This is a genomic window from Priestia iocasae (assembly GCF_016909075.1).
GTDB lineage: Bacteria > Bacillota > Bacilli > Bacillales > Bacillaceae_H > Priestia > Priestia iocasae.
The window spans coordinates 23726-41388 of sequence record NZ_JAFBFC010000003.1 but is presented as its reverse complement, the minus strand read 5'-3'; the positions used below and the strand labels follow the sequence as shown (position 1 = coordinate 41388).

The following is a 17663-nucleotide window of genomic DNA, read 5'->3' as shown; positions in this document are numbered from 1 at the left end:
GAATTAAGAACGGCTTAGTTTTAGATGTTTAGCTGTTTGTTGTCTGTTTCTCTTTCACTAGTTAACGTATCTTGTTCACTCTTTATGGCAAAGCGACCTTTCCTAATGGCCACTTTTTGAGAGGTATAAATACCTGTATGACTTGAAAAAAGATAGCTGACGATACAAACGAAAAACAAATAAAAACTTGCTTCTGCACCGAATAATTCAATTCCCATAATAAAGCAGGCAATCGGCGTATTGGTTGCACCGCAAAATACACCAATAAATCCAAGCGCAGCTAAAAATGGAACCGAGACGTTTAAGACATCACCGAGTGAGCTTCCAAGTGTTGAGCCAATAACAAACAATGGTGTAACTTCTCCGCCTTGATAGCCAGCACCTAGTGTAATAGACGTGAAAAGTAGCTTAGTGATAAACGCAAAAGGAGAGACGTCACCAGCGAAGGCGTCGTCAATAAGCGGTATCCCTAATCCGATATAGTCACGTGTGCCAACGATGTACACAAGCGCAATAATAAGTAATCCCCCTATGAAACTTTTAATCATTGGGTTTGGCATTAGCCTCGTGAGGTGATTTTTAAGTTGATGTGTAAGCTTAGAAAAAAGTGTAGCGGTTAAGCCAAACAAAATAGCCGCGAATCCAATCTTTAAGAAAAGGAAAGCAGATACACTTGGAATCGCTCCAATTTCATAAGAATGATGATGCACTCCCCAAGCGGTTGTGACGAAGTCACCAATAAATGCAGCCATAAAAGCAGGGAAGAGCGCTTCATGACGAATGAGCCCGAGTGCTAACACTTCTAAGCCAAAGACCGTACCGGCAAGCGGTGTGCCAAAGACCGAAGCGAATCCGCTGCTAATGCCACAAATGATGATGATTTTACGATCAATGGCGTCTAACTTGAACAGCTTTCCAACGGCCTCGGAAAACGCACCTCCCATTTGTACCGCCGTTCCTTCTCGTCCTGCTGAACCTCCAAATACGTGCGTCACAATGGTGCCAACTAATACAAGTGGCGCCATTCGAAACGGCACGCTTTCACTTGCTCCATACGCTTGTTCAATAAGGAGGTTGTTTCCTTTTGCTGCATTTAAGCCATATTTCCAGTAAAGAAAGCTAACGAACACCCCTCCAACTGGTAATAAAAACAATAGCCACGCATTCGCTTCACGCGCTGAGGTTGCCCAGTCCAGGCTTACTAAAAAAAACGCAGAGGCAGACCCTGCAAGAACCCCTACAATGCCGCTTAATAGTGTCCACTTTACGAGATAGAACACTAGATTCATTTGTCGTTGATTTTGAATAAATGATTTCATCACAAACTCCTTCTTCTGTTTATAAAACAAAGAAACTCCTCCCAGTAATTGATCACTTCAGATCGATACTGGAAGGAGTCATTAGCTCGTTGGCGGTTTATGGCGAACTCCATCGCCTATTTGAATAGCTTTATTTTACCAAAGAATGTATATCTTGCAAACCTTTTTCCTTCCTCAACCGTCTTATAAATAGAAAAGGAGGGAGAATGGTGAAGTCAGTATATAAAAGATTTGCATTAGGCAGCGTATGTCTTTATTTTCTCTATAATGGTCAACAAACAAGTTTACTAAATACGACAGTAAATATGCTGCTTTTACTGTTACTATCAAGTTGGATCATTCATCGAGCTAACGTAAAAACAGGTGTTCAATGGGGAGTATTGGCGGCATTTCTGTTGTACTTATGCATCTTGCATTCCTATGTGACCTATATCGATGCGTATTATTATATGAATCAACCATATGTGGGGTATCACACAATTGACTATGAACAGATAAATATCGTTCCATTTCAGACCATTTACCAAAATGTCATGGGAAGCAATGTATCACTTGTGACAGTCGTTCAAACAATAGGAAATCTTCTATTACTAACACCACTTGCTTTTTCGTTATTACACCTTAAAATGATGAACCGTCTGTTTAGCGTTCTTCTAATCATCTTTTTCACAACGCTTGGAATTGAGTTGACTCAGCTAGTAATGAATTACATAGGATCAGGCTATGAATTTGGACAAGAAGGCGCGCGTGCAATTGATGTAGATGATGTACTATTAAATACACTAAGTGGTGGCATTGGCATTGGGTGTTACTTGATTTATCAACAAATCTTTTTATCTAATCAAAAAGACCACTCAATCTATTAACCTTTCATCTCCTTCTATCTTATGGTAGATTTAGTTAGTAGAGTTAAAATGATGAAGAACGGTATTTTTGGAGGGGAAATAAGTTGAAAAAAAGCATAGTTAAATCTGTCGCTGTTTCGGCTGTTGCAGCGGTTTGGTTGGCAGGATCGGCGCTGCCACTTCATGCACAGGCTGCAAATTTTACCGATGTGCCAGATAATCACACGCATAAGGAAGCGATTGATCGGTTAACGGAGCGTGAAATGATCAACGGATATGGCAACGGAGAGTTCGGTCCAGAAAACGAAATTACACGTGGACAAGTGTCAAAGATTTTTGCACGTTACTTGCCAGGCGACGGAAAGGTTGAGCAAGTCTTCACAGATGTTCCAGCCAATAGTAAAGATCAAGAATTAGTAACAGCAGCATATGAAATGAAGGAAAAAGGGATTTTTTCTGGAGCAAATGGAAAGTTAAACTGGAAAAACAACATCACGCGTCAACAAATGGCAAAAGTGTTAGTCGAGACGTTTAAATTAGAGGACGATCCTAGTGCACAAAGCAAAGTAACGGATTTAAACGAAGCCTTTGATGATCAATATCGCACGTACATTACGATTCTATCAAAGAATGGTGTAACGGCTGTAGAAACGTTTAATCCAACCGCTAATGTGTCTCGTGGTCAATTTGCAACGTTTGTCTATCGTGCTTTGGATAAAGCGTCATCATGTAGCGAGCATGGCGAGCTAAAGCCAAACACAAACCCAACCATACAGCATACAAATTGTTTACTAACAGAAGCAGCGTTAAAAGCAAACATTCCACCTGAAGTAGTGAAAGCAGTCGCGACACAAGAAAGTGGAAATTGGACTCAATTTAATGCAGATGGCACGCCTGTTTTATCGAATGATGGTGGAATTGGTATGATGCAAATTACAAATCACCCAGGATATAATCAGGAAAAATTAAAAACAGATATTCAGTATAACATTGACTCAGGGGTTGCAATTTTAAATGAAAAATACAACTCCTCAGCCTTACCGAAAGTAACGGGAGCAAGTCGTGATGATATTGAAAGCTGGTACTTTGCGGTGATGGCGTACAATGGAATCAAACCGGTCAATAGTCCAATTGAACAGTTGACTGGAAATCGAAATGCAAATGCGTACCAAGAAGAAGTGTTCGCGCGTATTTTAAGTGATAGCTTATGGGGAGATCGTCAGTTTGCGGATTTTACATTCACACCTGCAGACTTTGATTATGATCGTAACAGCTCTGACAATATCAAGTTTACAAAAATGACCTACACATTAGCTGAGTCGATGAACAAAACGAGTTACAAGTTTAAAAAAGGTGATCAAGTGACGGTAACCGATTCAAATGTGAATGTAAGAAAAAATGCAACAACGGATTCTCAAAGTGTAGGAAAACTTGCAAAAGGCACGAAATTAGTCATTGATGGCCGCTTTGTCTATGAAACAAGTACGCAACGTGATAATAAATTTGTATGGTATCCTGTACGTACAGTAGACAATCGTGTCGTTGGCTATATGGCGTCGTCTTACCTGAAGTAATGCAAAGCACATGGATGATTCTCACTCATTCATGTGCTTTTTTTAATCAAAACGTGACGTTCTTTGTCGGAGAAACGGGTCTAGGAAATCCACGTTATTAAAAGGAATATCAAATCACAAAATATTTTCTTGAAAACAGAGAACGTATGCTTCATCATTTATTTCAAGACGATGAAGATTTGACGGATTCATAGATTTGTATAAAATGAGAATAAGACTATTTTCATCGCTACAATCAAAGGAGCAAACATGAATTTACTAGGAATAAATGAAGTGAAGGATGTCGTTATTCAGTCAAAGCTTGGACAATCGTTAAAAAAGTACCGATTAATCCCTGAGCATGTGATTCCAAACGTGAGCCACTGGATGCTTTCGTTTTTAGTGTTTGTGAGTGGACTCATTTTATTAGGATCAGCTGCCACGCCAGGTGTCCTTGAGCGAATTACCATTGCAGAGAAAGTATTGTCGGAAACGATTTTAAATGTATCCAATCAATTGTCTGTGACAGCGGGAATTTCGCTTTTACTGTTATCAAGAAGCATTTATTTAAAAGTAAAACCGGCGTATAAATTAACATACATCGTCTTATTAAGCGGTGCACTCTTTACGTTCTCAAAAGGCTTTGATTTTGAAGAAGCGTTGTTTTTACTCGTTATTGCGGCACTTTTACGCTTTTCGAAAAAGCGATTTTATCGTAAAAGCTATCCGTACTCATGGACCGGCTTTTTAACGATGAGTGCTTTAACCATTGCTTCAATTGTTTCTTATGTTGCCATTGGTTATATTAATCAGCCGCTCTCGAAAGTATCATTGCCACCGCAAGTTCAAAGCATTTTAATTAAACAGCCTGCCGATTTAATTGTGACAGGTATGGTTGGCTTTATTTTAGCGTTACTATTTAACATGGCAGGCTTTCGCTTTTTAGTAAATAAAAAACAAAAGCCAAATGCCAATGAAGACGAGTTACAAGCATTTTTACAAGAACAGCGTGGAAATGTGTTAACACACTTTGCCTTTTTACGCGATAAGGAGTTTTTCTGGTCAAGTGATCGACAAGTGTTCTTTATGTTTTCAACCATTTCGAATAAATTAGTCGTATTAGGAGATCCAATTGGGAACGAAAAGGCATTCCCACAGGCGATTTGCGAACTTCATGAATATGCAGATATACGAGGATTAACACCTGTATTTTATCAAGTCGAATCGAAGTACCTTCCGCTTTATCATGAAAATGGCTGTCAGTTTTTTAAGCTTGGTGAAGAAGCGTATGTGGACCTTGACGAATTCACATTAGTAGGGAAAAAGAAAACGAATCTGCGAACGGTTTTAAATAAGTTTGCCAAAAGCGGCCATGCATTTACTGTTCATGAACCACCGTTTTCAGATGCATTTATTCAACAACTCAACGATGTTTCAAATGAATGGCTCGGAAATCGACGAGAAAAAGGGTTTTCACTTGGTTTTTTTGATCGTGATTATTTACAAAAATCACAAATTGCCACCCTTTCTAATGAGGAAGGGAATATTATCGCCTTTATGAACCTTGTACCTATGTATGATGAAGGACACACGTTATCGGTTGATTTGATGCGTCATAAAAACGAAACGCCAAACGGGACGATGGATATGATGTTTCTTTCTGCAATTCAGTATGCAAAAGAAAAAGGGTATCGTGCGTTTAACTTAGGGATGGCTCCATTATCGAACGTTGGGCGCAATAAACATGCGTTTTTAGATGAAAAGGTAGCGGCGAATATTTATCGTCACGGCCATTATTTGTATCAATTTGATGGCATTAGACGTTTTAAAGAAAAATTCGCTACAAGATGGGAGCCGAAATATTTAGCATGTCGACGAAGACAGTCGCTGCCGATGATTGTTTTTCAATTGTCGTTGTTGATTGCGAGAAAAAGAAAGTAAAATGGCAGTAATCGTACAAGTAGATAAGAGAAATCATAGAAAGAGGGTCAGTGAAATAGACAAAGAAATCTAAGTTGACTGACTATGTTGCATCCCTTGCTCATAAAATCCAGTAAAGAAATGGATCGATGGGCAAGGGATGTTGCATGAAAGAGATCTTTTTTATTCATTGGCTTGGAGGTAAACAGCTTGAAGAACGTACAGATAGGTATTAAAGAGAACATCATCAACTTTATTTTATTAGTGATAACGAATTTCTTTGTAGGCTCGATGGTGGGGCTAGAGAGAACAATCCTTCCTATTATTGGCGAAGAAGAATTTGGGTTAGCATCCGTGAGTGCCGCATTATCATTCATTGTAAGCTTTGGGTTTTCAAAAGCGATTGTTAATTACATCGCAGGTGGAATTGCAGATCGGTTAGGAAGAAAGAAAGTTCTTCTTTTTGGGTGGAGCTTTGGATTACTTGTGCCGCTGATGGTGATATTTGCAACGTCTTGGTGGATGATTGTTGTAGCGAATATCTTTTTAGGAATTAATCAAGGATTAGCTTGGTCAATGACAGTCAATATGAAAATTGACATAGCCAAGCCAACGCAACGAGGATTTGCCGTTGGATTAAATGAATTTGCAGGCTACACAGGGGTAGCGGTGATGGCTGCAGTGTCAGGCTTTATCGCGTCTACTTACTCTAATCGTCCAGAGCCGTTCTATATAGGAATAGCTCTTGTAGTAGTAGGGTTTCTGCTGTCGTTGCTCGTAAAAGATACGAAGGAGCATCTTGCCTTACAATCACAGGGTGCTTCCCAAAGCGCAACGTTATCAGCAGGTGAGGTATTTAAAAAGACAACGTATCAAAATAAAAACTTATCTAGTATTACATTTGCAGGGATTAGCACCAATTTAAAAGATGGAATGGCTTGGGGGCTATTTCCGTTGTTTTTTACAAATGCAGGCTTAACTGTATCAGAAATTGGTGTGGTTGTCGCTCTTTATCCAGCAGCGTGGGGGTTTTTTCAGCTGTTTACTGGAACGTTGAGTGATAAAATCGGGAGAAAATGGTTCATTGTAGGTGGGATGTGGCTTCAAGCATTATCATTGTGGCTCATTTTAGCGGTAGGCAGCTATAGTATGTGGATAGTAGGAGCTGTCTTATTAGGCTTAGGTACGGCTATGGTTTATCCGACATTGCAAGCAGCCATTAGCGATGTCGCTCAACCAGGGTGGCGGGCATCGTCAATGGGTGTTTATCGCTTTTGGAGAGATAGTGGCTATGCATTTGGTGCGTTATTGGCAGGCTTATTAACGGATATATTAAATGTCAATTGGGCAATCGGGTTAGTGGCGATTTTACCATTAAGTGCAGGAATTGTAGCAGCCATTCGATTAAGTGAAACGTTACCTTCTTTAAGCAAGGAAACGTAAGGATAAGCATCATTCAATACAAACGTGTTGAATGATGTTTTTTTGTTTAGATGTATACCTAAAGAGGTATACATCTAAACAACAGGGTACACACTAAACGAGGAATGACATTCGGACAAAAGAGGTGATCGCGATGGAAAAAATCAACCATCTTTCAGTAAAGGAACTTACAAAAAAGATTCTAAATCACGAAAAGCTGTTCATATTAGATGTGCGGCCCAAAGATGCATTTGACGATTGGAAAGTAGAAGGAAAAAATGTACATATTATCAACACGCCTTACAGGGAGTTAATGGAAGGCATTGATCCAGTTGTGAACGATTTACCCAAAGATGAACCTGTTTACGTGATTTGTGCAAAAGGTGGCTCATCACAAAAGGTAGCCGAACAAATTGCTGACGCAGGTTATGACAATGTGTATTCGGTTGAAGGTGGCATGAAAGCATGGAGTGAGCATTTAGAGCCAATTAAAATTGGTGATGTAAAAGGTGGAGCGATTTATCAATTTGTACGTATTGGAAAAGGATGTTTATCTTACATCATTGAATCAAATGGTGAAGGTGCGATTATTGATACGAACAGAATGCTTGATCAATATGAAACGTTTATAAGTGAGCACAATATCAAGATTACACACGTATACGATACGCACCTTCATGCCGATCATATTTCAGGAGGAAGAGAGCTTGCTGAGAAAATGGGGGCAACGTACTATCTGCCACCGAAAGATGCGGATGAAGTTGTGTTTGACTATACACCTTTACGTGACGGTGATGAGTTTAAGGTTGGAGAAACGAACATCAAATCGGTGTATTCTCCAGGACACACAATGGGGAGTACCTCGTTTGTAATTGATCATCAATACTTGTTAACGGGGGATATATTATTTATCGACTCAATTGGCCGACCAGATCTAGCAGGTAAAGCAGAAGATTGGGTAGGAGATTTACGAACAACGCTCTATAAACGCTACAAAGAATTAACAGATGATTTACTCGTATTACCGGCGCATTTTATGACGAGTAAAGAAATGAATGAAGATGGTAGTGTATGTGAAAAGCTTGGTATGCTTTATCATGAAAATCACGGGTTAAACATTTCAGATGAAGGGGAATTCCGCAGTCTTGTAACGGAGAATTTACCCCCTCAGCCGAATGCTTATCAAGACATTCGTCAAACGAATATGGGCAAGATTAGTCCAGATAACGAAGAAAAGCGTGAAATGGAAATTGGTCCAAATCGCTGTGCTGTGCGTTAAGTATGTCAAAAGTGTGAAAGTACTTAAAAAAGCCTTTCGCACTTTTTGTTTTTTTGTTATCATACCCCTATAGGTATAAAGGTGTTTTTGTAGGGGGAGATATAAATGAAGAAAATATTAATTGTTGGTGGCGTTGCAGGTGGAGCTTCTGCAGCTGCTCGATTACGTCGTTTAAGTGAAAAAGATCACATTGTGATGTTTGAGCGAGGAGAGTATATTTCATTTGCAAACTGTGGGTTGCCTTATTACATCGGTGAGGTTATTGAAGAACGAAGCAAATTACTCGTTCAAACGGTAGAAGGTATGTCAAAGCGATTTAATCTGGACATTCGCAATTTAACAGAAATTGTGCGCATTAACTCTGATGAAAAAACCGTAACGGCACGCAATGTGACAACAGGGGAAGAGTACGACGAATCCTATGATGTGCTTATTTTATCACCAGGATCAAAGCCCATTGTTCCACCGATTCCGGGCATTCATGAAGCAAATGCACTGTTTACGTTGCGTAACGTACCTGATACAGACCGCATCAAACAGTACGTTGATAACGAAAAGCCAAAGCGAGCAGTCGTCATTGGTGGTGGCTTTATCGGAGTGGAAATGGCTGAAAATCTAGTAGAACGTGGGATGGATGTTACACTTGTTGAAATGGCTAATCAAGTAATGGCGCCGATGGATGTTGAAATGGCACAGCTTGCTCATACACATATGCGTGAGCAAGGAGTTAATCTTATACTAGAAGACGGCGTTCAAGCATTTGAACAGCAAGGAAACATGGTTCGCTTAACAAGCGGAAAAGAGCTTGAAACAGATATGATTATTCTAGCGATTGGTGTTCAACCTGAAAGTACGCTTGCGAAAGAGGCAGGATTAGAGCTGGGCTTACGTGACACAATCAAAGTAAATGAGCATTTACAAACGTCTGATTCATCCATTTATGCTGTTGGAGATGTGATTGAGGTAAAAGACTTTGTTAATGGATTTGAAACGTTTGTTCCGCTTGCATGGCCAGCAAACCGTCAAGGCCGACTTGTAGCCGATCATATTCATGGAAAAGACGTCCGCTATAACGGGACGATGGGTACATCCATTGCAAAAATCTTTGATTTAACCGTTGCAGCAACAGGAAATAACGAGAAAACGTTAAAACGAATTGGTATACCTTATGAAGTGGTTCACGTTCATCCAATGAACCATGCAGGGTATTATCCAGGCGCGTCTCAAATGACGTTAAAGCTTATTTTTAGTAAAGAAACAGGTGAGATTTTTGGCGCGCAAGCCGTTGGAAAAGACGGTGTAGACAAACGAATCGATGTCATTGCAACCGCGATAAAGGGTGGATTAACGGTTCAGGACTTACCTGATCTAGAATTAGCTTATGCACCACCGTTCTCTTCCGCAAAAGATCCTGTTAACATGGCTGGATATGTTGCAACGAATATGATGGAAGGTACAGTCGAAACGGTTCAATGGCATGAAATCGATGATCTTGTCGCAAATGGCGGTTATTTAATTGATGTGCGCGACCCAGGAGAGGTTGCTCGTGGTGCCATTAAGGGTTCTGTTACTATTCCCGTTAATGAACTGCGTGAGCGTCTAAACGAAGTTCCAACTGACAAAGATTTATATATCACATGTCAAGTGGGCTTACGAGGTTATTTAGCTTCACGCATTTTAATGGAAAATGGTTTTAAGGTGAAAAACTTAGACGGTGGATACAAATTGTATGCATCCGTGTATCCGAAAAAGTAAACGTTACGAAAAAGCAGAGGACATGTTCTTCTGCTTTTTTTTATGTTCTTCATCAAAATTTAACAAATACCCGTTACAATCAGTAGAAATAACTATGTAAGGAAGGTGAAGATATGGAACAAGTATCATTATGGATTGCATTAGGGGCAGGGGTATTATCATTTTTTTCTCCTTGTATTTTTCCGATTCTTCCGGCTTATTTATCGCACTTAACGGGTGGAAGCATTCAAGAACAAAAATTACAAGTGAACCAACGAGTGCTTCTGCAACGCTCCATTGCATTTGTGCTTGGCTTTAGCTTTGTGTTTATTTTAATGGGAGCATCCGCTACTTTTTTAGGGCAGTTTTTTCAAATGAATCGTCAGTTGATTGAACATATAAGTGGAATTTTAATTGTCATGTTTGGCTTGCAGATGCTAGGGGTGCTTCAATTTGCATTCTTAATGAAAGAAAAAAAGTGGGATCATCGCCTTGAAAAGCCGAAAAATTGGTTTTCATCCGTATTGCTAGGCATTGCGTTTGGAAGCGGGTGGACGCCGTGTGTCGGGTTCACACTGTCATCCATTTTACTTCTTGCTAGTTCGAGTGGGACGTTAAGTGAGGGAATGATGCTATTAGTCGTGTATTCAGTAGGAATGGCGATTCCATTTTTATTGATTTCATTTCTTATGACTAAATCAGTGCGCATCATTCGGGTAATTAATCGGTACTTAGGAAAGCTAGCGATTGTAAATGGCTCGATTATGATCTTACTTGGCGTGCTCGTCTTTACCGGTCAAATGACTAAAATTAGCGCGTACTTTGCCCGATTTACACCCTTTACGTTTTAGAATGAGGAAGGGGACAAACGGAGCAAAGGATGCTCCGTTTGCCTTCATCATGAGTGAATCGCTTCTTCTCTCACTCGCTGCATAAATTCCTCTACCACTCTACGGTTGCTTTTTTCACTACCAAGTTTCAACATCGCTCTACCAACAAAATTGACGCCTTTGTTTTGCCCTTCATAAATAAATTTTGTGTGCGTTTCATTGATTTTAACTAAGCAAAACGAAAGGGTAATCTCAAATGCTTTACCAAGAACAAAGGTGATTTTCTTATACTTTCTCTCTGGATCATCTTCATAATCTAGCGTTTCAACAATATATGTTTCCACGCGCTTGCCTTCACGATACGTTTGACGATGCTTGGCGCCTATTTGATGTTCATTTTTTTCGATTAAGGTATGTTCCTCGACTTTAGGCATAATTCGTTTAATATGCTGATCAGAAAATAACGCCCAAACGTTCTCAATATTTGTTTCAATCACGATTTCTTCTTTCCATTGAATCACAAGCTTTCATCCTTTCCAGATGCGAGAAATTCATCAATTTCCTCAACTTGAAGTTGAAGATCCTCCATCTGAATGTGTATTTTTTTCTTTTTTTGTTTTAACAAATCTTCTAAATGTGCAAAAGATTCGTCCTCCATGACAGACGTCATCTCTTGAACCGTAAATCCGAACCTTCTCAGTTTTCCTAAAAGGATAGCAAGAAAGTAACTTCCATCATCGTAATAACGGTAATTGTTATTTGGATCAATGAAGGCAGGCTCAAGTAGTTTCACTTCTGCATAGTATCGTAATGTTTCTTTGCTTAATCCAGTCATTTCAGCAAACTCGCTAATCTTATACATGTCCGTCCTCCTATCATTATCATAAACCGTGGGGTACACCACAGAGTCAATGGTTATTTTCTTTCATTGCTGTGGAAAAAGAACGAATGGTTACCGTTCTAGCATAACACCTTCTCTTCTATTATGAATGGCTTATGACAAGTGAAATAATCTTCTCGTTCTTATGCTTTTATATTGATTGTAATCGAAACTTCCATTTGAATCATAAAGAAGTTGTTTTAATAGGAGAGAGTCGATGAAAGAATCCGCTCAATAGTAGATGTTAAAAAAGATTTTAAATAAACGGTTGACATTATACCTATAGGGGTATACAATAAACATTGTCAGCGATACTTCTTCTGAAAACAACTAAGAAGGAGCGCTTTAAAATTAAAAAACAAATGATTTTAAAAAAACATAGAGCTTTATAAAAAAAGGTTGTTGTTTATAGAGTGGTTGGAGCGAAAAGCGATCAACCTGAAGTGGACATTAACTACACGTTAAACAACAATCGAAGAAGTAGACGAAGCATAAAACAACTAAATAGAAAGGGGGCGTTCTACATGGAATACAACGCTCAAGTGAAAAACCGATTAAAGCGTATGGAAGGTCAGCTTCGCGGTATTTTAAAAATGATGGACGAAGAGAAAGACTGCAAAGAAATTATTACGCAGCTATCAGCCGTTCGCACAGCCGTTGATCGTACAGTCGGTGTCATCGTAAGTACAAATCTAGTTGAATGTGCACTAGAAGCAGAAAAAAACGGTGAAGCAGCGGATGATATGATTAAAGAGGCAGTAAACTTACTTGTAAAAAGTCGTTAAAATAAACGGTTGACAATTATTTTTTTACTTGTTACTATACCCCTATAGGTATAAAAATGATAAAGAACACGGAGGGAATACAAATGAACGTAAATAAAGTATTAGATGCAAAAGGATTAGCTTGTCCAATGCCGATTGTCAAAACAAAGAAAGCAATGAACGAATTAGAGTCAGGTCAAGTGTTAGAGATTCATACAACGGATAAAGGTGCTAAAAGTGATTTAACAGCATGGGCAAAATCAGGTGGTCATGAATTGCTACAGCATGAAGAAGAAGGTAACGTATTTAAATTCTGGATTCAAAAAGGATAAATTTTTTTACACACTCATATACCTATACAGGTATTAGTAATTACACCAAGGAGGACTTACAATGGAAAAGAAAAAAACAACAATCGTCTTATTTAGTGGTGATTATGATAAAGCAATGGCAGCGTACATTATCGCAAATGGTGCAGCAGCATATGATCATGAGGTAACCATCTTTCACACATTTTGGGGATTAAATACATTACGTAAAGAACAATTAGTTCCTGTTAAAAAAGGTTTCATGGAGAAAATGTTCGGCAAAATGATGCCGCGTGGAGCAGATAAAATGGGCTTATCGAAAATGAACTTTGCAGGTATGGGACAAAAAATGATTAAAGAAGTCATTAAAAAGCATAATGCTGTTCCATTACCACAATTAATTGAAATGGCACAAGAGCAAGACGTAAAGCTTGTTGCATGTACGATGACGATGGATTTACTCGGTTTGCAAGAAAAAGAATTATTAGACAACATTGATTATGCAGGAGTTGCCGCTTATTTAGCAGATGCTGAAGAAGGCAATGTAAACTTATTCATCTAAAAAGGAGAGAGGCTCGTTGGAATATATTCAATACGTACTCTTTGGACTAGTCGCTTTCTTTTTACTAAGACGGTTATTACCAACAAGCGGTGTTCGCAACATGACAACTACTCAATTAAAAAATGAGTTAGGTGATAAAAACAAGCAATACATTGATGTTCGTACACCAGGTGAGTTTAAAGGAAGAAACATTCGAGGTTTTAAGAACATCCCACTACAGCAACTACCAAATCGAGTGAATGAATTATCAAAAGAAAAAGAAGTCGTAGTGATTTGCCAAAGTGGCATGAGAAGTAACGCAGCAAGTAGACAGCTAGTGAAACATGGCTTTAAAAACGTAACAAACGTCAAAGGCGGCATGAACGCTTGGCGATAAGGAGGAATTAAGGATGAGAGAGATTTCACCAAAAGAATTAGAGCAGTTCATTGATGAAGGAAAAACGTTAAATATGATTGATGTACGTGAAGTAAGTGAAGTAGCGGAAGGGAAAATTCCAGGTGTTATTAACATTCCATTAGGCTTAGTTGAGTTTCGTATGCATGAGTTAGATAAAGAAAAAGAGTATATTATCATTTGTCGTTCGGGTGGCCGAAGTGGTCAAGCGTCACAGTTCTTAGCATCACAAGGGTTTAACGTCATCAACATGACAGGCGGTATGCTTGCTTGGGAAGGACGCACAGAATAAATTTTTTTAACAGAAAATATACCCTAGGAGGTAAAAGAATGAAAGCAAATGTAACGTTAGACGCAAAAGGATTAGCATGTCCAATGCCAATTGTGAAAACGAAAAAAGCAATGAATGATGTAGAACCAGGTCAAGTGTTAGAAGTGCAAGCAACGGATAAAGGTTCAAAAGCAGATATTCAAGCATGGGCTGAGCGTACAGGTCATCAATATTTAGGCACGATTGAAGAAGGGGACGTATTAAAGCACTTTTTACGTAAATCATCAAACGACGAAGCAATTGAGAAAAAGCACCCGCATGTAGCAAGCAACGAAGATCTAACAGCTAAGCTTGATGCAAACGAAGACATTGTCGTGTTAGACGTACGTGAAGAAGCAGAATATGCATTCAATCATATTCCCAACGCTGTCAACATTCCATTAGGAGAGTTAGAAGCACGCGTTAGTGAATTGAACAAAGACGCACACATCTTTGTTGTATGCCGCACAGGAAGTCGTAGTGATTTAGCTTCTCAAACGTTAACAGAGAAAGGTTTTACAAATGTCATCAACGTTGTACCTGGCATGAGCCAGTGGTCTGGAAACACAACGAGCACAAACTAAAAGGAGCGACTGATATGAAGTCCCATGCAAGCTGTTTGTATGGTGTCATGTTAAAGCACTTTTTATCAGCTCAACGAATTCCATTTCGTGAAATGAACGTGGAATATGACCCATTCCTTATGCAGAAGCTTGTGATTACAACTAGACAAATGGGTGTGTCACAAACAGAAGTAAACCACAATGGGTCATAGGTTTCGGCCTGCATTCAATCATATCATTATTACAAAACTAGGAGGAACTTTAGATGAGTAACAAAGTAGCAATTATCGCAAGTAACGGTGGATTATTTGACGCATACAAAGTATTTAATATCGCAACGGCAGCAGCAGCTACCGAACAAGAGGTCGCGATTTTCTTCACATTCGAAGGATTAAATTTAATTCATAAAGAAGCAAATGCAAATCTTCCAATGCCTGAAGGAAAAGAACAGTTTGCAGAAGGATTTGCGAAAGCAAACGTACCATCAATCCCAGAGCTAGCAGCAATGGCAAAAGAAATGGGTGTCACATTCATCGGTTGTCAAATGACAATGGACGTGATGGGATTAGAAAAAGAAGATTTTGTTGATGGAATTGAAGTAGCAGGAGCAGTCACATTTTTAGAATTTGCGAAAGATGCAATGACATTAACATTTTAATATTTTTTTAACTAAAAATATACCTTGGGGGGTAATTGAAAATGGCAGTAAAACCAATGACAGCGAAAGAAGTTACGAAAAAAGTAATCAATAAAGAATCATTGTTTATTTTAGATGTGCGTAATGAAGATGCATTTCAAGATTGGAAAATCGAAGGTGAAAACTTTAACTACTTAAACATTCCTTATTTCGATTTATTAGACGGTGTGGAAGAAATCATGGATAAGCTTCCAAAAGATCAAGACATTTTAGTTGTCTGTGCAAAAGAAGGTTCATCCATTATGGTTGCTGACATGCTTTCAGATGAAGGATTAGACGTTTCTTACCTACAAGGTGGCATGCGAGCATGGAGTGAGCATTTAGAGCCAGTTAAAGTGGGCGATTTAAAAGATGGCGGTGAACTGTATCAATTCGTACGAATCGGTAAAGGTTGCTTATCGTACATGGTTGTATCAAATGGTGAAGCAGCAATTATTGATTCAACTCGTATGACAGATGTGTACATTGAGTTCGCCAAAAGCATTGACGCAACCATTACACACGTATTTGATACGCACTTACATGCCGACCACATTTCAGGTGGACGCGTCATTGCAGAAAATACAGGTGCAACATACTGGTTACCACCGAAAGATGCAGAAGAAGTAACGTTTAAATACGAAGCATTAGAAGACGGTCGTGATGTGACAATCGGAAACACAACGATTAACATTCACGCATTGTATTCACCAGGTCATACAATTGGTTCAACATCATTTATCGTTGATGAGAAGTACTTGTTATCAGGTGACATTTTATTTATTGATTCAATTGGTCGTCCTGATTTAGCAGGTATGGCTGAAGATTGGGTAGGAGATTTACGTGAAAGTCTTTATACACGCTATAAGGCGTTATCAGATGAGTTAATCGTATTGCCAGCTCACTTTATGATCATTGAAGAGTTAAACAGTGACGGAAGTGTAGCGAAAAAATTAGGTGCACTTTATGCAGAAAACCATGGTTTAAACATTGAAGACGAAGGTGAGTTCCGTAAATTAGTAACAGAAAACTTACCACCTCAGCCGAATGCATACCAAGAAATTCGTCAAACAAACATGGGCAAAATCGCACCAGACGAAGACAAACAACGTGAAATGGAGATTGGTCCAAACCGTTGTGCGGTACGCTAAACAATCAATTGTGGAGGGATCAAGCTCCCTCCCAACTAACACATTCTAGGAGGTACTTATGATGGAAGCAACAAAAGTATTAGATGCAAAAGGATTAGCATGTCCAATGCCAATCGTACGAACAAAAAAAGCAATGAACGACTTACAGTCAGGTGAGGTATTAGAAATTCACGCAACAGATAAAGGAGCAAAAAGTGACTTAACAGCTTGGGCAAAATCAGGCGGCCACGAATTAGTGAAACACGAAGAAGAAGGCGACGTGTTCAAATTCTGGATTAAAAAGGGTTAATGAATAAAGGGAACCAAGAAACGGTTCCCTTTTCTTGATTAAAGGAGGAGTCAGCATGGATTTTGCATTTATTATTACCATTTTCTTAATTGGCTTTATTGGCTCTTATATTTCAGGGATGCTTGGGATTGGGGGTTCCATAATTAAATACCCCATGCTATTATACATTCCACCATTATTCGGTTTAGCTGCCTTTAGTGCGCATGAAGTGTCAGGAATTAGTGCTGTACAAGTGTTCTTTGCGACAATCGGTGGTGTATGGGCATATCGTAAAGGTGGCTATTTAAACAAAACGCTCATCGGTTACATGGGTGTGAGTATTTTAATAGGTAGCTTTATTGGTGGTTTCGGTTCACGTGTGATGTCAGAAGGTGGCATTAACGTCGTCTATGGAGTGTTAGCCCTAATTGCAGCGGTTATGATGTTCATACCTAAAAAAGGAATTGATGACATTCCATTAGATCAAGTGAAGTTTAATAAGTGGCTAGCAGCCGTTTTAGCGTTAATCGTCGGAATTGGATCAGGAATCGTTGGTGCAGCAGGTGCGTTTCTACTTGTACCTATTATGCTCGTTGTGTTGAAAATTCCAACGCGTATGACCATTGCGTCCTCTCTTGCGATTACGTTTATTTCATCCATTGGAGCAACCATTGGTAAAATTACGACAGGTCAGGTTGATTACTTTCCAGCTTTCATTATGGTTATTGCTAGTTTAATCGCATCTCCATTAGGGGCGATGGCAGGTAAAAAGATAAATACAAAGATTTTACAAGTTGTCTTGGCTCTTCTAATCTTTGCGACTGCGGTTAAGATTTGGATGGATATTTTATAAAAAGGAAGGGTTGTGTCAAATGAGGAGCTTTA

Annotated in this window: 21 protein-coding genes and 1 riboswitch; of the genes, 18 read left to right on the top strand and 3 right to left on the bottom strand. The window is 39.1% G+C overall.

The window, feature by feature from the left end; genetic code table 11:
- Positions 1–20: 20 nt before the first annotated feature.
- Positions 21–1319 carry a voltage-gated chloride channel family protein gene (locus JOC83_RS08340; protein WP_205187199.1) on the bottom strand — a complete coding sequence of 433 codons (1299 nt, stop codon included), beginning with the start codon at positions 1317–1319 and terminating at the stop codon, positions 21–23.
- 65 nt (positions 1320–1384) lie between these two features.
- Positions 1385–1445, bottom strand: a riboswitch (Fluoride riboswitch).
- An 83-nt stretch (positions 1446–1528) separates the two neighbouring features.
- On the opposite strand from JOC83_RS08340, the gene JOC83_RS19975 reads away from it, so the two are divergent.
- From JOC83_RS19975 to JOC83_RS08305, 7 genes are all read left to right on the top strand, one after another.
- Positions 1529–2185 (top strand): VanZ family protein, encoded by a 657-nt coding sequence (locus JOC83_RS19975; RefSeq protein WP_205186164.1) that lies wholly within the window; start codon positions 1529–1531, stop codon positions 2183–2185.
- A gap of 83 nt (positions 2186–2268) precedes the next feature.
- Positions 2269–3738, top strand: coding sequence for an S-layer homology domain-containing protein (locus JOC83_RS08330; protein WP_205186162.1), 1470 nt, complete (start codon positions 2269–2271; stop codon positions 3736–3738).
- Positions 3739–3987: 249 nt separating this feature from the next.
- On the top strand, positions 3988–5658 hold the full coding sequence (gene mprF, locus JOC83_RS08325) for a bifunctional lysylphosphatidylglycerol flippase/synthetase MprF (RefSeq protein WP_205186160.1): 1671 nt from the start codon (positions 3988–3990) through the stop codon (positions 5656–5658).
- A gap of 189 nt (positions 5659–5847) precedes the next feature.
- Positions 5848–7080, top strand: a complete 1233-nt coding sequence (locus JOC83_RS08320) for an MFS transporter (RefSeq protein ID WP_205186158.1) — start codon at positions 5848–5850, stop codon at positions 7078–7080.
- A gap of 133 nt (positions 7081–7213) precedes the next feature.
- Positions 7214–8338, top strand: a complete 1125-nt coding sequence (locus tag JOC83_RS08315; protein WP_205186156.1) for an MBL fold metallo-hydrolase — start codon at positions 7214–7216, stop codon at positions 8336–8338.
- 105 nt (positions 8339–8443) lie between these two features.
- On the top strand, positions 8444–10093 hold the full coding sequence (gene cdr / locus JOC83_RS08310; protein ID WP_205186155.1) for a CoA-disulfide reductase: 1650 nt from the start codon (positions 8444–8446) through the stop codon (positions 10091–10093).
- 113 nt (positions 10094–10206) lie between these two features.
- Complete coding sequence (locus JOC83_RS08305) at positions 10207–10923, top strand: cytochrome c biogenesis CcdA family protein (protein ID WP_205186152.1); 717 nt, start codon at positions 10207–10209, stop codon at positions 10921–10923.
- Between the two features lie 47 nt (positions 10924–10970).
- Here the strand turns inward: JOC83_RS08305 and JOC83_RS08300 are convergent, their stop codons facing one another.
- Both JOC83_RS08300 and JOC83_RS08295 read right to left on the bottom strand, forming a co-directional pair.
- Complete coding sequence (locus tag JOC83_RS08300; protein ID WP_205186150.1) at positions 10971–11423, bottom strand: SRPBCC family protein; 453 nt, start codon at positions 11421–11423, stop codon at positions 10971–10973.
- Positions 11420–11764, bottom strand: coding sequence for a MerR family DNA-binding transcriptional regulator (locus JOC83_RS08295; protein ID WP_205186148.1), 345 nt, complete (start codon positions 11762–11764; stop codon positions 11420–11422). Before JOC83_RS08295 ends, JOC83_RS08300 begins: the two co-directional genes overlap by 4 nt.
- A gap of 542 nt (positions 11765–12306) precedes the next feature.
- Between JOC83_RS08295 and JOC83_RS08290 the strand changes: the two genes are divergently transcribed.
- The 11 genes from JOC83_RS08290 (at position 12307) to JOC83_RS08240 (ending at position 17631) form a co-directional block, all read left to right on the top strand.
- On the top strand, positions 12307–12567 hold the full coding sequence (locus JOC83_RS08290; protein WP_205186146.1) for a metal-sensitive transcriptional regulator: 261 nt from the start codon (positions 12307–12309) through the stop codon (positions 12565–12567).
- Positions 12568–12650: 83 nt separating this feature from the next.
- Complete coding sequence (locus JOC83_RS08285; protein ID WP_205186144.1) at positions 12651–12878, top strand: sulfurtransferase TusA family protein; 228 nt, start codon at positions 12651–12653, stop codon at positions 12876–12878.
- A gap of 61 nt (positions 12879–12939) precedes the next feature.
- A complete protein-coding gene (locus JOC83_RS08280; protein WP_205186142.1) occupies positions 12940–13416 on the top strand; it encodes a DsrE/DsrF/DrsH-like family protein in 477 nt (158 codons plus the stop codon).
- A gap of 16 nt (positions 13417–13432) precedes the next feature.
- On the top strand, positions 13433–13792 hold the full coding sequence (locus JOC83_RS08275) for a rhodanese-like domain-containing protein (protein WP_239583428.1): 360 nt from the start codon (positions 13433–13435) through the stop codon (positions 13790–13792).
- A gap of 13 nt (positions 13793–13805) precedes the next feature.
- Positions 13806–14102 carry a rhodanese-like domain-containing protein gene (locus tag JOC83_RS08270; protein WP_205186140.1) on the top strand — a complete coding sequence of 99 codons (297 nt, stop codon included), beginning with the start codon at positions 13806–13808 and terminating at the stop codon, positions 14100–14102.
- Between the two features lie 38 nt (positions 14103–14140).
- On the top strand, positions 14141–14704 hold the full coding sequence (locus tag JOC83_RS08265) for a sulfurtransferase TusA family protein (protein ID WP_205186139.1): 564 nt from the start codon (positions 14141–14143) through the stop codon (positions 14702–14704).
- Between the two features lie 14 nt (positions 14705–14718).
- Positions 14719–14895, top strand: a complete 177-nt coding sequence (locus JOC83_RS08260) for a thioredoxin domain-containing protein (RefSeq protein ID WP_338038889.1) — start codon at positions 14719–14721, stop codon at positions 14893–14895.
- A 53-nt stretch (positions 14896–14948) separates the two neighbouring features.
- Positions 14949–15341 (top strand): DsrE/DsrF/DrsH-like family protein, encoded by a 393-nt coding sequence (locus JOC83_RS08255; RefSeq protein WP_205186137.1) that lies wholly within the window; start codon positions 14949–14951, stop codon positions 15339–15341.
- A 41-nt stretch (positions 15342–15382) separates the two neighbouring features.
- Positions 15383–16510, top strand: coding sequence for an MBL fold metallo-hydrolase (locus JOC83_RS08250; RefSeq protein ID WP_205186135.1), 1128 nt, complete (start codon positions 15383–15385; stop codon positions 16508–16510).
- A gap of 61 nt (positions 16511–16571) precedes the next feature.
- The gene (locus JOC83_RS08245) at positions 16572–16799 is read left to right on the top strand and encodes a sulfurtransferase TusA family protein (RefSeq protein ID WP_205186133.1); all 228 of its coding nucleotides are present in this window, start codon (positions 16572–16574) and stop codon (positions 16797–16799) included.
- 55 nt (positions 16800–16854) lie between these two features.
- A complete protein-coding gene (locus tag JOC83_RS08240; RefSeq protein WP_205186131.1) occupies positions 16855–17631 on the top strand; it encodes a sulfite exporter TauE/SafE family protein in 777 nt (258 codons plus the stop codon).
- Positions 17632–17663: the final 32 nt, after the last annotated feature.

Bases quoted from the DNA above. Each gene is read 5' to 3' on its own strand.
- JOC83_RS08305 (WP_205186152.1), top strand. From the start codon at position 10,207: ATGGAACAAGTATCATTATGGATTGCATTAGGGGCAGGGGTATTATCA.
- JOC83_RS08240 (WP_205186131.1), top strand. From the start codon at position 16,855: ATGGATTTTGCATTTATTATTACCATTTTCTTAATTGGCTTTATTGGC.
- JOC83_RS08260 (WP_338038889.1), top strand. From the start codon at position 14,719: ATGAAGTCCCATGCAAGCTGTTTGTATGGTGTCATGTTAAAGCACTTT.
- JOC83_RS08270 (WP_205186140.1), top strand. From the start codon at position 13,806: ATGAGAGAGATTTCACCAAAAGAATTAGAGCAGTTCATTGATGAAGGA.
- mprF (WP_205186160.1), top strand. From the start codon at position 3,988: ATGAATTTACTAGGAATAAATGAAGTGAAGGATGTCGTTATTCAGTCA.
- JOC83_RS08280 (WP_205186142.1), top strand. From the start codon at position 12,940: ATGGAAAAGAAAAAAACAACAATCGTCTTATTTAGTGGTGATTATGAT.
- JOC83_RS08245 (WP_205186133.1), top strand. From the start codon at position 16,572: ATGGAAGCAACAAAAGTATTAGATGCAAAAGGATTAGCATGTCCAATG.
- cdr (WP_205186155.1), top strand. From the start codon at position 8,444: ATGAAGAAAATATTAATTGTTGGTGGCGTTGCAGGTGGAGCTTCTGCA.
- JOC83_RS08315 (WP_205186156.1), top strand. From the start codon at position 7,214: ATGGAAAAAATCAACCATCTTTCAGTAAAGGAACTTACAAAAAAGATT.
- JOC83_RS08290 (WP_205186146.1), top strand. From the start codon at position 12,307: ATGGAATACAACGCTCAAGTGAAAAACCGATTAAAGCGTATGGAAGGT.
- JOC83_RS08285 (WP_205186144.1), top strand. From the start codon at position 12,651: ATGAACGTAAATAAAGTATTAGATGCAAAAGGATTAGCTTGTCCAATG.
- JOC83_RS08255 (WP_205186137.1), top strand. From the start codon at position 14,949: ATGAGTAACAAAGTAGCAATTATCGCAAGTAACGGTGGATTATTTGAC.
- JOC83_RS08340 (WP_205187199.1), bottom strand. From the start codon at position 1,319: ATGAAATCATTTATTCAAAATCAACGACAAATGAATCTAGTGTTCTAT.
- JOC83_RS08265 (WP_205186139.1), top strand. From the start codon at position 14,141: ATGAAAGCAAATGTAACGTTAGACGCAAAAGGATTAGCATGTCCAATG.
- JOC83_RS08250 (WP_205186135.1), top strand. From the start codon at position 15,383: ATGGCAGTAAAACCAATGACAGCGAAAGAAGTTACGAAAAAAGTAATC.
- JOC83_RS08295 (WP_205186148.1), bottom strand. From the start codon at position 11,764: ATGTATAAGATTAGCGAGTTTGCTGAAATGACTGGATTAAGCAAAGAA.